18 protein-coding genes and 3 pseudogenes are annotated in these 20,575 nt (G+C 67.9%); 8 read left to right on the top strand and 13 right to left on the bottom strand.

Going from position 1 to position 20,575, the window contains the following annotated elements; all coding sequences use genetic code 11:
- Positions 1-152: 152 nt before the first annotated feature.
- From V4Y04_RS34900 to V4Y04_RS34915, 3 genes and pseudogenes are all read right to left on the bottom strand, one after another.
- A pseudogene (locus V4Y04_RS34900) lies at positions 153-974 on the bottom strand (IS3 family transposase); the annotation flags it as partial.
- A gap of 94 nt (positions 975-1,068) precedes the next feature.
- Positions 1,069-1,620, bottom strand: a complete 552-nt coding sequence (locus V4Y04_RS34910; protein ID WP_332432304.1) for a hypothetical protein — start codon at positions 1,618-1,620, stop codon at positions 1,069-1,071.
- A 637-nt stretch (positions 1,621-2,257) separates the two neighbouring features.
- A complete protein-coding gene (locus V4Y04_RS34915; protein WP_332432305.1) occupies positions 2,258-2,623 on the bottom strand; it encodes a hypothetical protein in 366 nt (121 codons plus the stop codon).
- Between the two features lie 83 nt (positions 2,624-2,706).
- On the opposite strand from V4Y04_RS34915, the gene V4Y04_RS34920 reads away from it, so the two are divergent.
- Positions 2,707-3,378, top strand: a complete 672-nt coding sequence (locus tag V4Y04_RS34920) for a hypothetical protein (protein ID WP_332432306.1) — start codon at positions 2,707-2,709, stop codon at positions 3,376-3,378.
- 90 nt (positions 3,379-3,468) lie between these two features.
- On the opposite strand, the gene V4Y04_RS34925 is transcribed toward V4Y04_RS34920, so the two are convergent.
- The 7 genes from V4Y04_RS34925 to V4Y04_RS34955 all read right to left on the bottom strand — a co-directional run bounded on the left by V4Y04_RS34925 (position 3,469) and on the right by V4Y04_RS34955 (position 9,737).
- Positions 3,469-3,915 (bottom strand): hypothetical protein, encoded by a 447-nt coding sequence (locus V4Y04_RS34925; protein WP_332432307.1) that lies wholly within the window; start codon positions 3,913-3,915, stop codon positions 3,469-3,471.
- A 40-nt stretch (positions 3,916-3,955) separates the two neighbouring features.
- Positions 3,956-4,564 (bottom strand): hypothetical protein, encoded by a 609-nt coding sequence (locus tag V4Y04_RS34930; RefSeq protein ID WP_332425629.1) that lies wholly within the window; start codon positions 4,562-4,564, stop codon positions 3,956-3,958.
- Positions 4,561-5,214: a hypothetical protein gene (locus V4Y04_RS34935; RefSeq protein WP_332425627.1), complete on the bottom strand. Its 654-nt coding sequence runs from the start codon at positions 5,212-5,214 to the stop codon at positions 4,561-4,563. The genes V4Y04_RS34930 and V4Y04_RS34935 overlap by 4 nt, the downstream gene beginning before the upstream one ends.
- Complete coding sequence (locus tag V4Y04_RS34940) at positions 5,211-7,625, bottom strand: site-specific integrase (RefSeq protein WP_332432308.1); 2,415 nt, start codon at positions 7,623-7,625, stop codon at positions 5,211-5,213. The genes V4Y04_RS34935 and V4Y04_RS34940 overlap by 4 nt, the downstream gene beginning before the upstream one ends.
- Positions 7,622-7,966: a helix-turn-helix domain-containing protein gene (locus tag V4Y04_RS34945; RefSeq protein ID WP_055605523.1), complete on the bottom strand. Its 345-nt coding sequence runs from the start codon at positions 7,964-7,966 to the stop codon at positions 7,622-7,624. Before V4Y04_RS34945 ends, V4Y04_RS34940 begins: the two co-directional genes overlap by 4 nt.
- A gap of 17 nt (positions 7,967-7,983) precedes the next feature.
- Positions 7,984-9,087: a tyrosine-type recombinase/integrase gene (locus tag V4Y04_RS34950; protein ID WP_055605524.1), complete on the bottom strand. Its 1,104-nt coding sequence runs from the start codon at positions 9,085-9,087 to the stop codon at positions 7,984-7,986.
- 65 nt (positions 9,088-9,152) lie between these two features.
- Positions 9,153-9,737, bottom strand: coding sequence for a site-specific integrase (locus tag V4Y04_RS34955; protein ID WP_332433113.1), 585 nt, complete (start codon positions 9,735-9,737; stop codon positions 9,153-9,155).
- On the opposite strand from V4Y04_RS34955, the pseudogene V4Y04_RS34960 reads away from it, so the two are divergent.
- Positions 9,729-11,268: pseudogene (locus V4Y04_RS34960) on the top strand (ISL3 family transposase). The gene V4Y04_RS34955 and the pseudogene V4Y04_RS34960 sit on opposite strands and share 9 nt — an antisense overlap.
- A 160-nt stretch (positions 11,269-11,428) precedes the next feature.
- On the opposite strand, the gene V4Y04_RS34965 reads toward V4Y04_RS34960, so the two are convergent.
- The gene (locus V4Y04_RS34965) at positions 11,429-12,070 is read right to left on the bottom strand and encodes a TetR/AcrR family transcriptional regulator (RefSeq protein WP_332432309.1); all 642 of its coding nucleotides are present in this window, start codon (positions 12,068-12,070) and stop codon (positions 11,429-11,431) included.
- 152 nt (positions 12,071-12,222) lie between these two features.
- On the opposite strand from V4Y04_RS34965, the gene V4Y04_RS34970 reads away from it, so the two are divergent.
- The 6 genes and pseudogenes from V4Y04_RS34970 to V4Y04_RS34995 form a co-directional block, all read left to right on the top strand.
- Entirely contained in the window at positions 12,223-13,134 is a 912-nt protein-coding gene (locus V4Y04_RS34970; protein ID WP_332432310.1) for an SDR family oxidoreductase, read from the top strand.
- Between the two features lie 4 nt (positions 13,135-13,138).
- Positions 13,139-14,275 (top strand): hypothetical protein, encoded by a 1,137-nt coding sequence (locus V4Y04_RS34975; protein WP_332432311.1) that lies wholly within the window; start codon positions 13,139-13,141, stop codon positions 14,273-14,275.
- A complete protein-coding gene (locus V4Y04_RS34980; protein WP_332432312.1) occupies positions 14,272-15,195 on the top strand; it encodes an alpha/beta fold hydrolase in 924 nt (307 codons plus the stop codon). The genes V4Y04_RS34975 and V4Y04_RS34980 overlap by 4 nt, the downstream gene beginning before the upstream one ends.
- Before the next feature lie 72 nt (positions 15,196-15,267).
- The gene (locus V4Y04_RS34985; protein ID WP_332432313.1) at positions 15,268-16,179 is read left to right on the top strand and encodes a metal-dependent hydrolase; all 912 of its coding nucleotides are present in this window, start codon (positions 15,268-15,270) and stop codon (positions 16,177-16,179) included.
- A gap of 23 nt (positions 16,180-16,202) precedes the next feature.
- The gene (locus V4Y04_RS34990) at positions 16,203-17,303 is read left to right on the top strand and encodes a PDR/VanB family oxidoreductase (RefSeq protein ID WP_326755188.1); all 1,101 of its coding nucleotides are present in this window, start codon (positions 16,203-16,205) and stop codon (positions 17,301-17,303) included.
- A gap of 223 nt (positions 17,304-17,526) precedes the next feature.
- A pseudogene (locus tag V4Y04_RS34995) lies at positions 17,527-18,334 on the top strand (IS5 family transposase); the annotation flags it as partial.
- A 39-nt stretch (positions 18,335-18,373) separates the two neighbouring features.
- On the opposite strand, the gene V4Y04_RS35000 reads toward V4Y04_RS34995, so the two are convergent.
- Entirely contained in the window at positions 18,374-18,955 is a 582-nt protein-coding gene (locus V4Y04_RS35000) for a hypothetical protein (RefSeq protein ID WP_332433164.1), read from the bottom strand.
- Complete coding sequence (locus tag V4Y04_RS35005; protein ID WP_332433114.1) at positions 18,928-20,388, bottom strand: glycoside hydrolase family 32 protein; 1,461 nt, start codon at positions 20,386-20,388, stop codon at positions 18,928-18,930. The genes V4Y04_RS35000 and V4Y04_RS35005 overlap by 28 nt, the downstream gene beginning before the upstream one ends.
- Positions 20,389-20,575 lie beyond the last annotated feature (187 nt).

Here is a 20,575-nt window from a genome sequence, read left to right on the forward strand (position 1 = left end):
GGCCGTCGGCCTGCTCGGAGGCGATGCGCCACGCACTTTTGCCGTCGTCTAACCGTCGGCGTGCCGGGCGTTAACCGGCTGCTGCCTAGCGTCGGTGCCATGACCGATCTTCGGTCGCAGGGGGCTTGACCCCGGATCGTGGACACCGTTTGCTATGCGGCAGTGGCCAGCGTAATCGATCGTTGTTCGTAGGCGATCGGGCTGATCTGGCCGAGTGCGGAGTGTCTCCTTCTCGTGTTGTAGCGAGTGACCCACCGGAACACCGCAAGGCGGGCCTCACGCGCTCCTGACCAGCGTTTCCTTCTCTGCAGGGTCTCCCGTTTCAGGCTTGCGTTGAAGGATTCGGCGGCGGCGTTGTCCGCCGACGTTCCGACGGCTCCGCGTGATCTGGTGACGCCGAGTTCACGGCACACGTTCGCGAACTCCTTCGATGCGTACTGGGCGCCGTTGTCGCTGTGGAATATCGCCCCGTCAAGGGTTCCGCCGCGGGTACGGGCTGCGGATCTGAGGGCGTCGGTGATCAGCCCGGTGCGCATGCGGTCGGCGATCGACCAGCCCGCCAGCCGTTTCGAGCACAGGTCCAACACCGTTGCCAGGTAGAGGAATTGGCCGTCGCCGATGGGCAGGTAGGTGATGTCTCCGACGTACTTGGTGTTCGGCTCACTCGCGGTGAAGTCACGCCGCAGCAGATCGGGCACCGGCGTCGCGGACGGCTCGGGGACGGTGGTTCGGACCTTCTTGCGCAGGTGCACGCCCTGCAGGCCGATCCGGGCCATCACACGCGCGACCCGTTTGTGGTTCACCTCGATCCCGGCGTCCCACAACTCGGCCGTGATCCGCGGGACACCGTAGGTACCGTCGGACTCCTTGTGGATCTCCCGTATCCGCCGGGCCGGGCGGGCATCGGACCGCGCCCGCTCGATGCGGGCCGGGGCGCCCTTCAGCCACCGGTAGAAGGGGCTTGACCCCGCCTCTTCGCCCACCTGATGCGCACCCGCCGCCTGGCACGCGACTACGAACGCCGCACCACCAGCGCCGAGGCGATGATCTACTGGTCGATGGCCCTGCTCATGACCCGCCGCCTTGCCCGGCCACACCCGCAGCGAGCGTGAACCGTCCCGGCGCCGGCTCGGCCAGCCAGCCGCGCGCGACCAGGCGTTTCGCCTTCGACCGCAGCGCCTCCACCCGTGCCGGCACCGCGTCCATGCCGAACGCCGCGGCCATCTCCTGGCAGGTCAGCGGCCCTTGACGGAGCCGGTGCCGGTCCGCGAGGGCCTGCAGGATGCGCTGGTAGTCCACCGACAGCACCGACCAGGCCAGCCCCTCACACCACACCGGCACCTGCGACTTCGTCTTCGCCGCATCCAGCACCTGCGACGTCCTTCCGGTCTGCTCCCCGGCGGCCAGCGCGCTCCCCTCAGCCCGGGCATGGTCCTGCCCACTCTCGTTCGCCGGGGCCAGCACCTCGCCAACCCGCGAGCAGGCGATGGCCCACTCCTTCCATTCCCGCTCGGCCACGGCCAGCTCGGCCTGGATGCGGTCAGCCTCCTCCCGCAGCTCGTCCACACGACGGCGAGCATCCAGCTCACGCTGTTCCAACAGCCCGACCACCGACGGCATCCACGACCTCCCAGGGAGCGACAGCACGACAGGCCACTACTCCCACCGAATCACCGACCCCACGCCCGACCAGCGGAAACGCGGCGATCATGTCCGGAAAGACAACAGCTCCTTACTGCCGCAGTCGGCCGCGGTGCAGGTCGAAGGAGTGCAGGCCGGCCCGGAGTTGATCCGGATCACGGCGTGGACCCATGAAGGCATCGCGGTCGCGTGTCCAGAATGCAGCTGCTCCTCGGAGCGGCCACACATCTGGCGTGTGCGGTACGTCGCCGATGAGGCGGTCGGTGGCCGCCCGGTAGCGCCCGCCAGGGATTGCAGGTCAGCTCTTTCAGAGGCTGTTAACTCCCTAATGTGTATGGAGTCCCCCGAAGTTCCCCGCTGACAGCACCCTTCAGGACTACGACGTGGTCTCCAGCCCGGAAGTGGATGTGGGTGATGTCCCGAGCAGGGGCGAATGGGCCTGGTGTTGGCGCGGGCAGCGGGGTGTTCGAAGGCGTCCAGGACGGCGGGCGCATGCGGGTCCTTCCATACGGGGCGGGTGGCGGTGGGAGGAACGACGGTCCGCAGGATCGCCGGTTCGGCTGACCGGCACTCCCCGGCTACGGTCCGGTTGCTTTCAGCGGAAAGGGTTCTCGGTTCAGCAGTCGTCATCGGTGGCTGCTTCGAGGAGTTCGAGCAGGTCAGCGCCGCCTGTGTCACGTCGGTCGATCCACCAGCCGGCCCGGATGATCGTGCGGGCCTTCTCCTCCGACTCCGCCCAGTCCGCCTCGTCCCAGGCACCCTCGACGACCAGCGCGGTGTGCGAGGCCGTCATCAGCTGATGCCGGGACCGCTCGCCCCAGTCCAGGGCCTTCTCCGGGCCCTCCAGAGGCGGCATGTCGAAGCGCTCGGCCCACTCGGAGGCGGCCTGCTGCTCCTTGGCGCGGCGGGCGGCGAGCCACTCTTCCTCGGACTTCGTGTCTGCGTCGCGCGACGCCTTCCAGTAGTCGGTGCTTATCTGCACTTCACCTGAACGAGTGGGATCGCAGGTGGCACTCCTGTGGCGTCACTGGTGCGGTGGGATTCGCCCCTGGGTACCGTGTGTACATGTCCATTCGCACGGAGTTGCGTCGGATGCGCCGTATCGACCGCTGGATGGAGATCATTCTGCCGAGGGTGGTCCGACGCGTGGTCAACGGCGCGGTGTCGCAACCGGGTTTGCTGCCGCGCCGCTGGCTGACCTTGGTGTCGAGTGACGTCGACCTGGACGCGGGTATAGGCGCAGTCTGGCTCGTCTGGCGTCCCGGATCCGCGAAGGCGGAGACGCACACCGCACTGATTGAGCGCTGGGGCGAGAAATGGCACTACACAGGCGGTGGCAGTAGGTCGGACGCTGACCTGCCTGCCGAGAGACTGGCGGCGGGCCGGCCGGGGCAGGTCGGCATGATCGAGCTTGGCGGAGGCGCAGGTTGCCTGAGTTATGCCTACCGCCGGCAGCTTTGTCATCCGGACTTCACGGGGACGGGATCGTGGGTCGGGTCCAACGAACTTCAGGTGGCGGCGGAAGTGGATCACCTCCTCGTCGGCGACCGACGGATTGAGGTGCCCGAGCACGGCAGGCTCATCGTGGTCTGGAAGTCCCCGTCCACAGGTCACGTGGGGATCCGACCGCTCATTGTGGCGGTGGGACGCGATGGTGTGGAACTCTCCAGGATCGGCCCTCACGACGGTATGGACAGCTACACCTGGACAGAGCTGAACGGCCAGACGGAGCAATAGCTGCGAACCACGTGAGCACGGTCGTCCTGCTGCTCAGGGGCCGGCCAGCGGCAGAACCGCTTGGCTCGGCGGGTAGGGATATGGAGAGGGTCATGCTGTGGTCTCCTGCGGTGTCGTGGCGGTGCGTGGGAGGGGGATGCCGAGGTTGACGACGGGCCGATGAAGGCGCCGCCTGGTTTCGTCTCTCTTGGTTCGCAGGAGGGTGAGGGTCAGGTCGATGCCTTCGGTCTCGCCGCGCCAGCCTTCGGTTTCTGCCCGAGCACGGCGGTTGATGAGGTCCGTTTCGAGGTCGTCGAGTCGGCTGATCATCTTCGGGCTGACCTGGAGCATGGGGCAGCGGATGCAGGCGTGTTCATGCTGGCAGGGGGTGCCATAGGGGCGTCCGCATGCGCCGAGTTCGACCTTGCGCTTGTCGAAATGCTCTTCGAACTCGTCCCACTCGTCGCTGGTGACGTCGCGGTATTCGTGGTCGGGGCGGAGCTGGCGGCGTTCGTTGAGGTGGGCGAGGTAATGGCGGATGACGTCTTCGTCGAACACGGCTAATGGTGGAGTCGGGTATTGGAACTGTCCGAATGCCTCAGCCATTGCGGACCCATGAGGTGAACTCGTCGGCGAGGCCGGGCGGGTTGGCGGCCTCGGTCTGCCGGGCGATCGCCTCGTAGTACTCCAGCTCGTGGACGATCACCGGCACGGTTCGGCCGACAGATCTTCCGATGACGCCGGTCGTATGGAGGGTTCGGGCGAGCTGGCAGCAGGTCTGGTTGAAGCGGGCCTCGATCTGCGCGGCGAGTGGCCCGATGACTGAATCCCAGTCGGCGAGGTCGGTCGGCTCGTCGTACCAAAGTCCGAGTTCGGTGATCCACTCCTGGCGAGCTGTGGCCCCGGCGGGGTCGCTGGTCAGGTTGCCGACCACAGTCAGCTCGTTCTGGATCCAGAAAGCGTAGTTCCAGCGGGCTTCTGCCTGGTCAGAGGCGTCCTGGATGCTGCGTCGGGCCTGAGTTTCAGTGTTGTAGCCGATCGTCAAGGTCGGCTGACGAGGGTCGTCGTCCTCGTTGTCGATGAGGAAGGAGACAGCGTAGATGTCGCCGGCGTCGGCGGCCGGGATGGATGCGAGGGCCCTCTCGACGAGATGCTGGAGGTGATCGTTGAACGTCATGGTCGGCGGGGTCCTGTCGGTCAGGGTCATGAGTCCCACTGGTCGCAGTACTCGATGTGGATCTCGCGCGCGCCGCCGAGAATGCCGTCGTTGGAGTGGAGCTCGGTGCAGAAGTGCGGGTAGCTCGGATGGACGGGGACGTATCCGGGGCCGTTTCGGGCGACGTCGAAGAAGTGCCGGGCGGTGTCCCTGAACACCTTCGCGCTGCCGGTCATGAACAGGGTCTCGGCGCGGAGATGCTGGTGGAACAGATCCCGGTTCTCCTGGTGGTGCCGTGCCTCGTGATCAATCACGGCTTCGTCGGTGTGTCCTGGGCCGGGCAGTGTCACGGTCTGCGGACGCCCTGGGCCGAGCCGTCCTCGTATTTCCTTCCAACGTGAGGGTGCGAACTGGAGCGAGTGGTGCAGCAGCACGAGATCAAGCTGCCGTGTGCCGTCTTCTGGCAGCTCACGGGAGGGGCCACGGTTCCCCCGCATCGGCAGGTGGACCAGCGAGCGCGGTGAAGAGGCAGCGAGCTTCCATAGCCCACCGATTCGCTGGGCGGCGTCCTGATCGAGGTAGGTGTCCAGGTGCCGATCGTGGTCGATGAGCACTGCGTGGACCAGGGGCCGGGCGGGTCGGATGACCTTGAACTCCGTGGATCCGAGCCGTGCTTGGTGGATGGTGATGGGTAGCTTCATTGGTTCTCCGGGACACGGCGGCTGACATCGGCGGCGTAAGAGGCCCAGTCGCCGGCTGATGCCTTCTGCCATTGGACGGCGACTTGGATGTGGACGCCGAGTACCCGGGCGAGGATGGCGGCGGGCAGTTCGGCGGCGAGGGTGAACAGTGCGGTGGAGCGGTCCTGCCGGGGCCGGATCCCGATCTTGTGGAGACGCTGGCCGATCCGGTCATCGCCGAGGGGGTGTCCTGGGCGGCCGCCGGGAAACAGCCAGGGGACGTCCTCGGGGGTTCCGATCTTGGCTTTGCCTCGGCGGGTCGCGACGAGCTCGCGGACGAGTGCGGCCAGCGGCTCGGGTAGGACGACTGGCGAGGTGCCGAACGTGATCGCGACGGTGTCGTTGTCGAGGTGGACGTCGTCGACAGTGAGCTGGCTGATCGTGGCGATCTTCTGCGCGTAGAGGACCAGCAGCAGTCCGGCGACGCGGTCCGGGGTGGGCAGGGCGTCGTCGTGGAGGAGCCGTCGGGCATCTGACCAGCGTTTCTCGCTGTCGATGGTGCTGAGGGGGCCCGTCCAGCGGGTGGTGCCGTAGGTGAGGCCGCGGGCGTGGTGGTGCTGTACCGACCAGCGGACGAAGTGGCCGGTCTCGTCCCGGTAGCTGGCATCGGCGTCTGAGGTCCATCGCTCCAGGTCAGGCTGGGTGCAGTCGCTGAGCGTCAGGCCGTTGCCGGCCAGCCAGTCGAGGAAGTTGGCCGCTGCGGTGACGTGGCAGCGGACGTTCAGGGCTTGGAGATGGGTGGTGTGTTCATTGCCGAGGCGTCGTCGGAGTCGCCGCAGGTGATGCCAGCTTGCGTATCCGTGCAGGATCCGGCGTTCGGTGGGATCGGCGCGGGCATGAACTGCCGCGGTGATCCAGCCCTCCAGCGCGACAAGGCGTTCGTCGCGGGCCGGCAGTGCTCCGGTGGCGACCATGACGCTGCGGAGATGCGCGAGAACCTTGCTCGCGGGCAGCTCGTCGAGCGTTTCGTGCGTGACGGGGCGTTCGTCGCGGCCGATCTGCTGGAGCAGGATGCTGACCTTCGAGCCCGATAGCCAGAACATGGTGCTGGTGGGGCGTTCGGCTCCGGACAGTGCCTCGTAGAGGGGGACGAGGTCCTGCCGGACTGTGCCGGTGTTGCCGCCAAGGAGGTCGCGTACCAACTGGTCGAGCGTGCATCGCTGGCAGGGGCGGGTGCTGAGCTGCCATGTGGTGCGGCAGACCGGGCAGCGGCCCCAGAAGTCCGGATCCGGGTTGGTGCACTTCGCGCACAAAGGCGCGTCCCAGCTGCCGCCGCGGACGTGGTCGACGGTGCCGCAGCTGCTGCATGGTGTCCACCGCAGCTGGCACCGGTTGCACCAGGGTTCGTCCGTGACCCGGGAAATCTCACAGGCCGCTGTCCGTCCGCAGATGCCGCACTGGGTGGCGGTCCTGGGCCGGCAGTTGGCGCAACGGGGTCCGTCGGGAAGGCGGACGGCGACTTTCTGGCGGCGCCCGCAGCCGCAGCATTCCTCCAGGTTGACGGGGTCGCTGACGAGGCAGTTGGGGCAGAGCGGGTGCCCTTCGGCATCCCGGGCGGCGGGCTCGCGGATGGCTCCGCAGCGGATGCAGGGCACGGCCGAGTTGCGGGCGAAGCAGTTGCGGCAGACCCGTTTGCCGTCCAGCAGCTTCGACAGTGCCTTGACCTCCTGGCAGCGGAAGCAGGCCGGGTTGACCACCGTCGTGGCCCCGGCTTGGACGAGTTCGCTGATGAACCGCAGGACGGCGGGGGTCGGGGCGTCGTAGCCGGCGCCGGTCAGCAGGTCGGGCTGGGCGATGACCGCCCAGGCCAGACGTCGCCGGCCAGCCGTTCGGACGGTGGCGCGTTCGAGGGCTGATCGAACAGTGTTGGCGGTCAGCAGGGGATCGACGGCGGTGACGAGTCTGGTGAGTTCGGCGAGTGGATCGCCGTTTGTGTCCGGGCATTTCGCGCAACGAGGGTCGCCGTTGCGGTCCCGGCTGACGACGCGCCGCTGCTGGCGGCAGCCCGCGCAGACGGCTGGCTTGTCGAAGCAGGGCGAGCATCCCCACCTGCCGCCGGTGCGGCTGCCCACGTAGGGGCGTCCGCGGCCGCACTCACCGCAGCGGGGAAGCGCGATGTCCTGGGCGCCGGCTTCGCGAAGAGCCATCAGCAACCGCGCGACGCAGAACGGTGCCGGAGGCCGTCCGGTCCGCAGCAGCGACGGATCGTTATGCAGGGCCTGGGCGAGGCGCCGACGACCGGCTCGTTCACGCATCACCGTGCAGACGATCTCGCGAACGCGGTCGGCGTCCAGGTGCCGCTCGACGTTTCCGACCAGCCGCACGACCATGCCGACCGGATCGGCCAGAACCTCCTCCGCGTACCCGTTCAACGGTCCACCGGTGCGATCCGGGCCCGCTTGGGCCGCAGGTCACCGACTCCCTCGGCGGCGGGTGCCCCGCCTGCCGCCACCTTCTTCGGCTTCTTCACGACGCCGGCCGTTGCGATCGGCTCGATGAGGTCGTCCATAGTGCAGTCCAGGATGTCCAGCAAGGACATGAGGATCTTCAAGCTGAGCCGCTCGGGCCGGTCCACGACGAGCCGGTAGACCTGGCTGGAGGACAGCGTGATGCCGCGTTCCTCGAGCGGAGCGATCAGGTCGGTCGTGGAGAACATCCCGCGGTCCGCCATGATCTTGCGCAGGTGCCACTGGTAGTCGAGCTTGGCGGCCATCGTCGGGTCCTTCCTCGTCACGTCCCGGCGAACGCCGGGGCAAGTGCCTTGCTCAGGGCAGTGTTCATGAAGTCGTCGCTGACGTGGGTGTAGATGGCGGTGGAGCTGTCGCACTCGTGGCCGACTTGCTGCTGGATGAACCGACGGTCAACCCCGTCCTCGGTCAGATGCGTGACGTACGAATGGCGAATTGAGTGGGGGACGAGCTCCTTCGGGAGCTTCAACGCGTCGCGGTAGGCCACAAACCGGGCGTTGATCTCGGAGGGCTTGACCCGCCCTCCCCGCTCAGTGACCCACAACGCCGGGTGGTCCTCGCAGCCGAACCGCGGCCGGACGTTCTCCACATAGTCCTGGACCGCGTCCACCGCCCAGTCCATCACCGACAGCACGTTCCGGCGCCGCGGCGGCTGGCCCTTCTTCGCCTTGCCGTAGCGGACGTTGAGCGTGCCGTACCGGCCGAACTGTCGCGCCTTCGCGTTGCGGCCGAAGTCAACGACATCCAGCTTCGAAGTCTCCGTCCGACGCAGACCCCACCCGTAGACGACCTTGAACAGTGTGGCGTCGCGGTATGCGGCAAGGGCGCCCTTGCGCTTGGACTTCACGGCGCGTTCGACCTGATCGTCGGCGTAGTCGAGGAACCGCTGTAGTTCTGCCCGGGTGAACGGCCTGGCCTCCGGGTCGCCCTCGTAGTCGTTGAGATGGGCGATGGTGTTCCACTCGTGGCAGATCGCCACGGGGTGGGTGCCGAAGGCGTCCTCGCAGGCCGGCCCCCAGCCGTAGCGGCCGTCGACGAGGAACTCTGTGAACTGCCGAACGTCGCCTTGGTAGCTGCGGATCGTGGACGGTGCCAGGTGCTTCTCGCCCGTCAGCGAGGCTGACCACTCGTCCATGTGGCCCGGCAGCCACGACCACGGGTACTCGTTGGTGAATTCATGGAAGCGCCGGATCAGCCGTTCCCGCCCGGCGATCGTGCCTTCCTTCAAACCCCGGGACATCTGCTGAGCCCGCCAGCCCCGCAGCATCGCATCGACCATCGCGTCCTCCGGACGCAGCTGGATCACCCCGGAGACAAGCTCCAGATGAGCCGCCCCGGCCAGGGCCACCTTCCGCTCTTGCACCACTCCAGACCCTCCCTTCTGGAGGGCAAATCCTGCATCAGATGGGATTCGTCTGGCAAACTTCCTGATCAGGAGGCCACTTCGTAGTAGCGTTGGAGTCCATCAGGCCCTCGCCCCGAGCTGGCGACCTGCGACTTCTCGCCCGTCTGATGCAATTCCCGAGCCTTGACGTAGCCGCGGGTGGTCTGGATGTTGAGGTGGCCGAGCAGCGTGGCGCCGATGTGGATGGGCAGTCCGCTGTTGACGAGCTCGGTGGTGAAGATGCGGCGGAAGTCGTGCGGGGTGAACTTGACCGAGCGGAACGCGGGATGACGTTCAGCGAGGTCCGTGCAGCGTCGTGCGAGCATGTTGAGGACGGTCACGGGACTGATCACGCTGCGGGTGGAGCCGATCTTGCGCTGGAACAGGAACGGCATCGGCGGGCTCCAGACCTTGTCGTGCGGGTCGAAGCGCCGCAGGATCGGGACCGGGCTGCCGTCGCGAGTGTGGCGTCGGATGACGGACGCGATGACGTGGAACAGCTCGGCGGACATCGGGATGACGCGCTCGCGGTCGGTCTTGGACGGGCTGATGGGGTCTGTACGGTCAACGGCTCTGTCCCGTAATCGGTGGTAACGAAGGGTGACGGTCGTCGTTGTTCTGGTGTGCGTGATGTCAACGAGCTTGTGAGTGTGGTGTTCTCGGGGCTGTCAGCCCTCGTCATCGAGGGTGTACAGGACGAGGGCGAGGCCATCCGGGTGTCTGCGCGGACCCGGGACGATCCGGTGCCGTGCCCGGCATGCGGGGCGCCGACGGCCAAGGTGCACGGCCTGCACGGCCGGACGCTCGTGGACGTGCCGGTGGACGGGCGGCGGGTCGTGGTGTCGGTGCGGGTTCGGCGTCTGGTCTGCCCGGTGCTGGGATGTCCGCGGCAGACCTTCCGCGAACAGGTGCCGGGCCTGGTGGAGCGCTACCAGCGCCGTACCCCACGCCTGGCCCGCCGACTCGGCTTTTTGGTCAAGGAGTTAGCGGGCCGGGCGGGTGTCCGCCTGTCCCGTGCCTGGGGCTGCGGCCTCTCTCGTTCGACGGCTCTGCGCCTGCTCACGCGCCTGCGGACGCCACCGCCACGTGTGCCGCGGGTGATCGGCGTCGACGACTTCGCCCTCAAGCGCCGGCACCGCTACGCCACCGTGATCATCGACGCCGAGACCGGCGAGCGGATCGACGTCCTGCCCGACCGCACCGCCCCGACCCTGGTGACCTGGCTGCGCGAGCATCCCGGGGTCGAGTACGTGTGCCGGGACGGCTCCGCCACCTACGCCGAGGCGATCCGCCAGGCTCTGCCCGAAGCGGTGCAGGTCAGCGACCGGTGGCACCTCTGGTCCAACCTGTGCGGCAAGGTCCTGGCCGAAGTCCGCTCCCACGCGGCCTGCTGGGCAACCGCCGTGAACCCCGCCCGGCCCGGAGGCGTACGCGAACAGACCACCCGCGAGCGGTGGCAGCGCGTCCACGACCTGCTCGGCCAGGGCGTCGGCCTGCTCGAATGCGCCCGCCGCCTCGATGTCGCCCTGAACACCGTCAAGCGGTACTCCCGCATGAAGGAGCCCCACCGCCGACCGCCGCGCACCCCGCTACAAGCCCACGCTCGTCGACCCCTACCGCGACCACCTGCGCACCCGCCGCGCCGTGGACCCGGCCGTCCCCGTCCTCCAGCTCTTCCGGGAGATCAAGGAGTTGGGCTACACCGGCAGCCTCAACCTGCTCTACCGCTACCTCACCCAGGGCCGTGCCGAGGGCGACAAGCCGGTCACCACCCCGCAGCGCTTCGCCCGTCTCCTGCTCACTCGTCCGGAGAACCTGCGCGACAAGGACACCGCGCTCCTGCGGGAACTCACCGGCACCTGCCCCGAAATGACCGAACTCGCCTCTCTCGCCGGCGAGTTCGCCCAGCTATTGGCCCCGGCGGAGGGCAACGATGCCAAGCTCACCGACTGGATCACTACGGTTCGCACCGCTGACCTGCCCCACCTGCACTCCTTTGCGAACGGCCTCGAGCTCGACCGCGCCGCCGTCGACGCCGGCCTCACTCTGCCGTACCACAACGGCCGCACCGAGGGCGTCAACACACGAACCAAACGGATCATGAGGCAGATGCACGGCCGAGCCGGGTTCCCCCTGCTCCGCCACCGCATCCTCCTCCAGTGATCACTACACAGCGCCACCACCGATTACGGGACAGAGCCGTTCGCTGTACAGACCCCCTGCCTGATCGAAACAGGGCCGCCGAGTGCGCCGGGCCGTTGAACGGGGGGCGTGGGCTACCGTCCGGTGCGGAAAGCTCCTGAAAGAATCCGGGCCTGCGTGATCAGGGCTGATCGCTGATGGCTCGGTAGGCCGCGGTGAACAGGGTGTAGCAAAGGTCGATCAGCTCTTCGACAGTGGCGTTCTGGTGGCCGAGCGTCCAGTCCACGAGGAGTTCGTTGACTCCGCCGACCAGGCTCATCGCGGTCATGGTGAGCCGGCTGGAGGAGGCTTCCGGGCCAGGGGGCGGTCCGACGACGGCGGCGACCATTGCGGCGAATTCGTGCAGGACCTCACGGCGGCGTACTTCGAGGCGGGGGCTGGCGCCCACGACCTCGATGAGCACCAGGCGGGCCATGCGGGCGTCACCGGCCAGTTTGCGGATGAACACCTCGAGGCCGGCGCGCAGCTGGGCGTCGACATCGGGTGCGGCAGCGGCTGCGGCCTGCGCGGTTTCGGCGCTGATCGTAGTGATCAGCTCGTTGTAGACCCCGGCGAGAAGGTCTTCGCGGTCGCGGAATGACTCGTAGAAGTAGCGCTCGGTCAGTCCGGCACGCGAGCACACCTGCTTGACGGAGGCTGAGGCGTATCCAACCGTGCCGAACATGTCGAGGCCCGCCTGGATGAGGCGGGTGCGGCGCTCCTGCTGTCGTTGCGCCGCATCGCGTCCGCCGTAGCGCCGCCCGGCGGTCTGTGTGCCGGTCATTTTTCCCCTTCGCAGAGGTGTTGACACCGGTGTGCTCCGAACTGACACTCTAGCTTGTCAGTTCATCTGACATGGCATCGTGTCAGACGCGTGTGGGGGCCGCTTGCCGCTCAGCGTTCCGCTCATGCTCAGGGCAAGGAAAGGGCTCGACCGTGGCAGCACCGCCCAAATACCCGTACACGTTCAGCCGGAGAGACCGCGACAGGCTCTCCGGCACAGAACCGCTGACCGGCCGAGTGATCGTGGTCACCGGGGCGGGCCGCGGAATCGGGCGTGCCGTCGCAGCCCGGCTCGCCGCAGCCGGAGCCGCCGTGGCGATCGGCGATCTCGACGCGGAGCTTGCCGTGGAGACGGCTGGTGCCATCGGCGCGCATGCCGGTGGCCGACTGCTAGGGCTGTCTCTCGATGTCACCGACACACATTCCTTCGAAGACTTCCTGCGCACCGTTGAGACCCAGCTGGGGCCGATCGACGTACTGATCAACAACGCCGGAATCATGTGGGTGGGCCCCTTCGAGGAGGAACCGGAGGAAGCCGCCCTGCGCCAGTTCGACGTCAACGTCCACGGCGTACTGCGTGGGATGAAACTCGTGATCCCGGGGATGCGGAAACGCGGTCGCGGCCACGTGGTGAACATCGCCTCCGCCGCCAGCAAGGTCGCCCCGGCCGGCGAGGCGACCTACGCGGCGACGAAGCACGCCATCCACGGCTACAGCACAGCCGTCCGCGCCGAACTGCGCGGCACTGGTGTGTACGTGTCCTTGGTGATGCCCGGCGTCGTGGACACCGAGCTGGCCGTGGGTACCGCGACCGGCCCCACCCGACGCCTGACGGCAGATCAGGTAGCCAACGCGGTGCTCGACGTCGTGCTGCGCCCGCGGTTCGAGGTCTTCATTCCACGCCAGGTAGCCACCCTGACCCGGTTGGCCGCGCTGCTGCCAGGCCGTGCCCGCGACGCCCTGCATCACCTCCTTGTCCCCGACCAGCTCGCCGCCCTGTCCGACCGGTCGGTCCGCGCGGCCTACGAGCAGCGCACCCGGACCGCCCGCTGCCCCGAAGGATGAGCCCGTGACCACCACGCCCAAGCCGGCGCCCAGCGCGAAGAAGGCCCAGGACGCCGCCGCTCCGCGTCCCATCCCCGAATTCGAAGGTGTCCACGACGTATGGCCCCGCGGTGACCGGCTGCGCGCAGTGCGCCGCGCCGCGGCCACCTACCGTGAGCGGTTCGTCCAGCAGGGCCGCATCCACGCCGTCCGCAGTTTCGACATCGCCGCCGCCCCGTACCCGACCCGGTTCGGCTTCCACGGCGCCGCCCTCGCCGTCAACCCGTTCGTGAGCATTGTCAACCGGATGCTCGTCGTGCAGTTCGACGGCTTCGACGGTGAGCCGAAGACATTGGTGTGGGAGCCGACCGTCGCCGCCGGAACGGCTCAAGCACCGTTCTACGCCCAGCTCAAGCGTCTGGCGGGGGACTTTCTCACCGAGCACGTCTTCGCCCGCTACTACCAGGACCCGAACACCGTCCTGCCCTCCTGCGGTCTGCGACCCGAGGACGTGGACTTCGTCAGCTTCGACCACCTGCACGTCCAGGACGTGCGCATGATCATGGGAAGTACCAGCACCGTTCCCGGCGAACGGGCGCCCCGCGAAGCGCTGTTCCCGCGCGCCCGGTTGTTGGTGCACCGCAGGGAGCTGGGCACCTTCGAATCGATGCATCCGATGCAGTGGGCCTGGTACGTCGACGGAGGCATGGACGGGGTACCGGGCGAGCGCATCACCGCCTTCGACGGCGATGTCGAACTCGGTGTCGGCGTCAGCCTGCTGTGGACCCCGGGCCATACGGACGGCAACCACTCCCTGGTGCTGAACACCCCCGACGGCGTGTGGGTCTCCTCCGAGAACGGCATCTCGGCCGACAACTGGCAGCCCGAGCTCTCCCGCATCCCCGGGGTGCGCCGCCACGCCGCGTTCTACGGCCATGAGGTGGTGCCCAACGCCAACACCCTGGAGGACTCTCTCGACCAGTACGACTCCATGGTCAAGGAGAAGACCCTCGCCGACCCCAGCCGGCGCGATCCGCGCTGGCTGCAGATCCTGCCCTCCTCGGAGCTGGCCCCCTTCAAGCGGCAGTGGCCGGTGCTGCCCAGCTTCATCCACGGCGGTCTGAACCACGGCGAACTGACCCCTGCCAGTGGTGGCCGATGACCGGCCCGGCCGCCCGCCGGATCGCTGCGGACGGCGTGGAGTTGGCCGCCTACCAATGGGGAGCGTCCACGGCTCCTCCGGTAGTGCTGGTCCACGGCTATCCGGACACCAGCGCCGTGTGGCGCCCGGTCGCCGAGCGCCTGGCCGACCGCTTCCACGTCACCGCCTTCGACGTGCGGGGAGCCGGTGCCTCCCACCGGCCCAGGGGTCTGCGCGCCTACCGGATGTCCCGCCTGGAAGCCGACCTGGAGGCGGTTCTCGACGCCGTGAGCCCCGACCGCCCGGTGCACCTGGTCGGACACGACTGGGGATCGATCCACTCCTGGGAGTCGGTCACCGGCACCCGCCTGGCCGGGCGGATCGCCTCGTTCACCTCCATCTCCGGACCCTGCCTGGACCACGTCGGCCACATGATCCGTGCCCGCCTTCGGCCGCGGCATCCGGATCTGCCGAAGATGCTGCGGCAGGCCGCACGGTCCTGGTACATCGCCTACTTCCATCTTCCGCTCCTGCCCGCCCTGACCTGGAGAGCACTGGGACACCGCTGGCGCACCTTCCTCACCGGCTCCCAAGGCGTGCCCGGGCACACCCCCTACCCCGCGCCGACGCTGGCCCGCGACGCCGTGTCCGGCACCGCGCTGTACCGCGCCAACATGCTGCCCCGCCTGCTGCGTCCCCGGGACCGGCCGACCACCGTCCCGATTCAGCTCATCATCCCCACCCGCGACTTCTGCGTCACCCCGGTGCTGTCGTACGGAGTGGAGCACTGGACGCGCCAGATACAACGGCGCCCGATCGACGCCGGGCACTGGGTACAGCTCAGCCACCCCCAGGAGATCGCGTCCCGGATCGCGGAATTCGCCAACCGCATCGAAGACGGCTCCCGCCGCAATCCGGACCACACCGCGCACCAGATCTGACAGACCAGCAGTACTGGACGACTGCCTGGCCGCCCCTTTCGCACACACCGATCGCTGATGGAGGAGCCTGTCATGTTCCGAGCCGCACATGCCCACCCGGAGCGTCCGTCCGAGCCCATCGACCACCACGACCTGGTGCTGCAACCCCGGGACGTCACCTTCGACTGGGGCACCACCCCGCTGCACTGGCTGCCGGGTGAGCCCTTCGCGACCCACACCTTCGATGTGCTCCACCTCATGCTCCCCGAACTCGAACGCTGGTTCGTGCGCACCTTCGAGCAGGCACTGCCACTGATCACCGATGACCGGCTGCGCGAGGACGTACGCGGCTTCATCGGCCAGGAAGCGATGCACGCCGAGGCGCACCAGGAGGTCCTGGAGCACCTGCTCGCCAAGGGGCTGGACCCGGCTCCGTACACCCGGCAGTCCGAATGGATCTTCCGAAGGGTGCTCGGAGACCGGCCGGAGCTGACGCCGGCCGCCACGCACACGCACCTCGTCCAACGGCTCGCCCTCATAGCAGCCTTCGAGCACTTCACCGCGTATATGGGTCACTGGATTCTCGGCAACGGGCACCTGGACCAGGCCGGCGCGGACCCCGCGATGCTTGATCTGTTCCGCTGGCACGGCGCGGAGGAGGTCGAACACCGTTCGGTCGCATTCGACCTGCTGGTGCACCTCGATCCCCGGTACCGGCGCCGAGTGGTCGGCATGCTCGTCACCGCTCCGGTGCTGACCCGGCTGTGGATCCGCGGAGTCCGCTTCCTGATGAGCGCCGACCCCGAACTCGACGATCGGGTCAAGGTCCGCTTCCGCGACTACCTGGCCGCGGCCCGCAAGAACCTGTTGCCCCGGCCGGGCGCGTTCGCCCGCTCGGTGCTGCGCTACTTCCGCCCCGACTACCACCCGACCCAGGAGGGCTCGACTCAGCAGGCGGTCGCCTACCTGGCGGCGTCCCCTGCTGCCCGAGCGGCTGCCCGATGACCCAGCAACCAGTGAGGCATCCCATGGACATCAGCACCCCCGTCACTCGGCCGCCGGACCTGTACGGCAGACCACGCAGCGACTCCTTCATGCAGAAGCTGGCGGCTTTCAGCGACAACGCGGTCACGGGCCTCGCGCGGCGCAGCACTCCTCCCAGGCGCCCGCCGGCCACCGAGATGCCCGTGATCCGGGAACTGGTGGTCGCCACCAAGCACCAAGAGGCCGAGGATGTCGTCTCCCTGCGGCTGGCAGCACCCGACGGGGGAATACTCCCGCCCTGGCAGCCCGGCGCCCACATCGAACTGCACCTGCCCTCCGGCCGCAAGCGGCAGTACTCTCTGTGCGGCGATCCTGCCGACCGGTACCGGTACCGCATCGCGGTGCGCCGCATCGCCAACGGCGGAGGCGGTTCAGCAGAGGTACACGACGCCCTCGGAGAGGGTATGAGGGTCGCCATCACCGGGCCCCGGAACGCCTTCCCCTTCGCCGCCGAAGCATTCATCCTGCTCATCGCGGGCGGCATCGGAATCACCCCGATCCTGCCGATGGCTCGGGAAGCCGCGCGACGCGGGCTGGACTGGAGGCTCGTGCACACCGGCCGCAGCCGCGGCTCGATGCCCTTCGCGGCAGAGCTGGCCGAACTCGCAGCCGCAGCCCCTGGCCGGGTCTCCATCCGTCCTGACGACGAGTCCGGCGTGCCCGAAGCAGCCGATCTATTGAACTTGAGCCCGGCGGCGGGTGCGGTGTACTGCTGCGGACCCGCGCCCATGATCGACGGCGTTCGGCGCGCGTTCGGTGGTAGTCGCGCGTCAGCCCTGCACTTCGAGCGTTTCGCCCCGGCCCCGATCACGGACGGCCGTCCCTTCGAACTTCAGCTGGGCGACACCGGACGGGTTCTGCCAGTGCCGTACGACCGCTCCGCCCTGGATGTTCTCCACGAGGCCCTGCCGGACATGCCGTTCTCCTGCCGCCAGGGGTTTTGCGGCACCTGCCGGGTACGGGTGGCCCATGGCCATGTCGATCATCGTGACCGTCGGCTCACGGCCACCGAACGTGCGGCCGGCGCCATGCTGCCCTGCGTCTCGCGTGCACCGGAAGGAGAGCGGTTGGTGCTGGAGGTGTGAGAGGGCGTTTACGTAGGTCCGTTCTGGTGTGCGACTTTTATCACTGCCCCAGTTTGGTCTAGTTCAGGAGTCATGCGGGGTTTGTCGCCACCCATCGCGCAGGGACTGCCGCCCGTTTCATCCGCTTCCGCTGCCGGGAGTCCGTCTGATTTGAAGATGCGGCAGAACCTCCCGATGGCCGGCGGAACAGTACCTTCCGGCCTTTCCGTGGCAACGCTACGGCGTGAGCCAGTCGAAGCCGTACCCCAGCGACCTGTCTGACGCCCGGTGGGCCCTGATCGAGCCGACCCTGACGGCGTGGCGGAAAGCCAGCGAAAGTCGAACTCCGCGACGTGTTCAACGCGATTCTCTACGTGAACCGCACCGGAATCCCCTGGAAGTACCTCCCGCACGACTTCCCAAGCTACGGCACCGTCTACTTCTATTAAGCCGCCTGGCGCGACGAGGGAATCTTCTCCCAACTCAATTACGACCTCACCGCCCTGGCCCGCGTGAAGGAAGGCCGCAAGCCCGAACCGACGGCCTCCGTCATCGACACCCAGAGCATCAAGACCTCCACCAACGTGCCCGTGACCAGCCAGGGAACGGACGCCGCGAAGAAGATCGTAGGCCGGAAGCGAGGCATCCTCACCGACACGATCGGCCTGATCCTCGCCGTGACCGTGACCGCCGCGAGCCTCTCCGAAAACGCCCTGGGAATACGCCTCCTCGGCCAGGCCAAGAACACCTACCCGACCATCGCCAAGAGCTGGGTCGACACCGGATTCAAGAAGGCCGTCGTCGAACACGGCGCGAAGCTCGGAATCGACGTCGAAGTCGTCGACAAGAACCCCGGGACCCGAGGATTCCACGTCCTGAAAAGGCGCTGGGTAGTGGAGCGGAGTATCGGTTGGATCATGATGCACCGCCGGCTCGCCCGCGGCTACGAGACCCTCCCCGTCAGCTCCGAAGCCATGATCCACGTCGCATCGATCGACAACCTCGCCAAGCGCATAACGGACGAGACCACACCAACCTGGCGAGGAACTTACTGGAACTTAAAGGGCAATTCAGCTAGATCAAACGCCCACTCAGGGGTGCTGGACGGGGACGTTGACGTCGTCGACGTTGATGTGGCCCCAGCCGCCGGAGGAGCGGTCGACGATCTCGATGTAGATCCGATCGCCGATGTGGGCGGCGAGGTCGAAGACGACACGGCGGTACTGCTCGGCGCCGCGGCCGGTGACCTTGGCCAATACCTTGCCGTCGTCAGCGCGGACGACGGCCGCGTAGAGCTGGTCGGGGTCGTTGCCGCCGGAGACGAGCAGGTCGATCACGCCGTCTCCGCCGAGGACCACGGTGGCGGAGCGCAGCACGCCGGTGGCGTCGTCTCCGCCCGCTTCCGGGTTGAAGCCCCACAGGTGGTGGCCGGTCGGGTCCTCGGCGGTCTCGGCCTGGTAGAAGGGGCCGCCCCAGCCCCAGTCGTTGCGGGGAGACACGTTGGCGTCGCTGAAGGTCGTGCCAGAGACGACGGTCCATCCCGTGAGGTCGCCGGTGGCGAAGTCGTGGTTGGGGAGGGAATCGACGTCTCCCGGGCGCGGCGGGTCGTATGCGGCGGGAGCGACAGGGGTGTCGTAGGCGCCGTTCATACGCCAGACGTCCAGGGACACCACGTGGGCCGATCCGCCCTCACTGTCAGTCGGCGAGTCAGACCCACCCGCAGCGTCACCACGAACATCATCACTGTCAGACGCAGATCGGTGGCGTCCTTACGGGTGGGATAGACGCGGCTGGTGAGGCTGTTGCTGTCGTTGACGTATGCCTCCAGCATCGAGCGGTCGAGCAGAACTCTCAGGGTCAGCCGTCCGCCGTCGAGTTCCACGCTTCCGCCGTGGACGCCCTTGCGTACGTCCGGGTCGAGGCTGGAGCGGCTGCGGTCGATCTGAAAGCGATGATCGGCCGTGTCGTAGGACAGCAGGGTCTCCTCGGTGCCGTCGGCGCAGGCACGGACCGCCAGAGTGATTGTCTGCGCGCCGCACGGCTCGATGGCGGCGCTGATGTCCATCAGGTCACCGGAGACACCGGCGAGCCGCCGGTTGGCTTCCTCCACCGAGGCGTGCCGGATGTGGGCGAGTTTCTTGCCGCGGAGCTTGGCCGCCTCGGCGATCGGTTCGACCCCGAGGGTTGCGTCCGGGCGCAGGGAGACGCTTACGGGCATGCCGGCGTTGTGCGCCCATCCGGACTGGGCGTGCTGCTGTTCGGTGCGGCGGTCCTGGGTGATGCTGAAGATCACGGATCGGCCGTCGGGAGTGACGAAGCCGGACGGGCCGGTGAAGTGCTCGCCGAAGTCGAACTCGCGGGGCTTTTCGTGGTCGGGCACGAAGCGGTAGCGGCGCTTGTCGAAGGTGCCGATCCAGTAATAGGTGTGCTTGACGGCGTTCGGGTTGAACCCTTCCCACCACGGACAGATCAGCAGGATGTGCTTGCCGGTGCGCCGGCCCTGGGGGCCGGGGAGCGGGAGGAGTACCGGCAGCTCCCATACCTCTCCGGGCTCGGGCACCGCGGCGAGGTCGTTCCAGTGCAGCGGGCCCTGGTATGTCCACGGCCCTTCGGGTCGGCGGGCGGTGTAGAGGAGAGCGGTTCCGCCGTGCTTGCGGGTGACCTGCGTGCCCTCGTAGTCGACGATGCCGCTGCCGACCAACTGGTACCAGATACCGTCCTCCTCCCAGACGAATGGGTCGCGGAAGTTCTCCGCCCACGCGGTTCCGGGACCGGCAGGCAGGTCTGCCGGGGCTTCGGTGACCGGCTCGGGCCTCATCGTCCAGGTGGGCAGGTCGGTGTCGCCGTCGCCCTGGTAGGTGGACACGGCAAGCCCGGTGCGCTGCCGGTAGGGCAGCCGGTCGTCGCCGCCGGTGAAGAAGAGCACCGGCCCTCGGTTGCCGTCTACATGGGCGGAGCCCGACCAGCAGCCGTCCGGACCGACCGAGTCCGCAGCCGGGGCGAGGGCGATCGGGAGGTCGCGCCAGTGCACCATGTCGGTGCTGACGGCATGACCCCAGTGGATCTGGCCCCAGAAGGGGCCGAGCGGGTCGTGCTGGTAGAAGATGTGGTACTTGGGGGTTGAGGAACATCCATGTCAGATCGTGCGCTAAGCCGATGTCGGCCCTGGGGGGGGGCGGCTGACGGAGCGTCGGCGGCCGGACCCGCCTGAAGTCTTCCCACGGATAACGCCCTATTATCTGCGGGACGGCTGATCGCGACCTGCGGGTACAGCCGCCAGGCCGTACATGAAG

Source organism: Streptomyces sp. P9-A2 (assembly GCF_036634175.1).
In the GTDB taxonomy this organism is placed as follows: Bacteria; Actinomycetota; Actinomycetes; order Streptomycetales; family Streptomycetaceae; genus Streptomyces; species Streptomyces pratens.

Excerpts from the sequence above, each read along its gene's own strand:
- V4Y04_RS34910 (WP_332432304.1), bottom strand. The coding sequence starts at position 1,620 with ATGCCGTCGGTGGTCGGGCTGTTGGAACAGCGTGAGCTGGATGCTCGC.
- V4Y04_RS34920 (WP_332432306.1), top strand. The coding sequence starts at position 2,707 with ATGTCCATTCGCACGGAGTTGCGTCGGATGCGCCGTATCGACCGCTGG.
- V4Y04_RS34930 (WP_332425629.1), bottom strand. The coding sequence starts at position 4,564 with ATGACCCTGACCGACAGGACCCCGCCGACCATGACGTTCAACGATCAC.
- V4Y04_RS34935 (WP_332425627.1), bottom strand. The coding sequence starts at position 5,214 with ATGAAGCTACCCATCACCATCCACCAAGCACGGCTCGGATCCACGGAG.
- V4Y04_RS34945 (WP_055605523.1), bottom strand. The coding sequence starts at position 7,966 with ATGGCCGCCAAGCTCGACTACCAGTGGCACCTGCGCAAGATCATGGCG.
- V4Y04_RS34965 (WP_332432309.1), bottom strand. The coding sequence starts at position 12,070 with ATGACCGGCACACAGACCGCCGGGCGGCGCTACGGCGGACGCGATGCG.
- V4Y04_RS34980 (WP_332432312.1), top strand. The coding sequence starts at position 14,272 with ATGACCGGCCCGGCCGCCCGCCGGATCGCTGCGGACGGCGTGGAGTTG.
- V4Y04_RS34985 (WP_332432313.1), top strand. The coding sequence starts at position 15,268 with ATGTTCCGAGCCGCACATGCCCACCCGGAGCGTCCGTCCGAGCCCATC.
- V4Y04_RS34990 (WP_326755188.1), top strand. The coding sequence starts at position 16,203 with ATGGACATCAGCACCCCCGTCACTCGGCCGCCGGACCTGTACGGCAGA.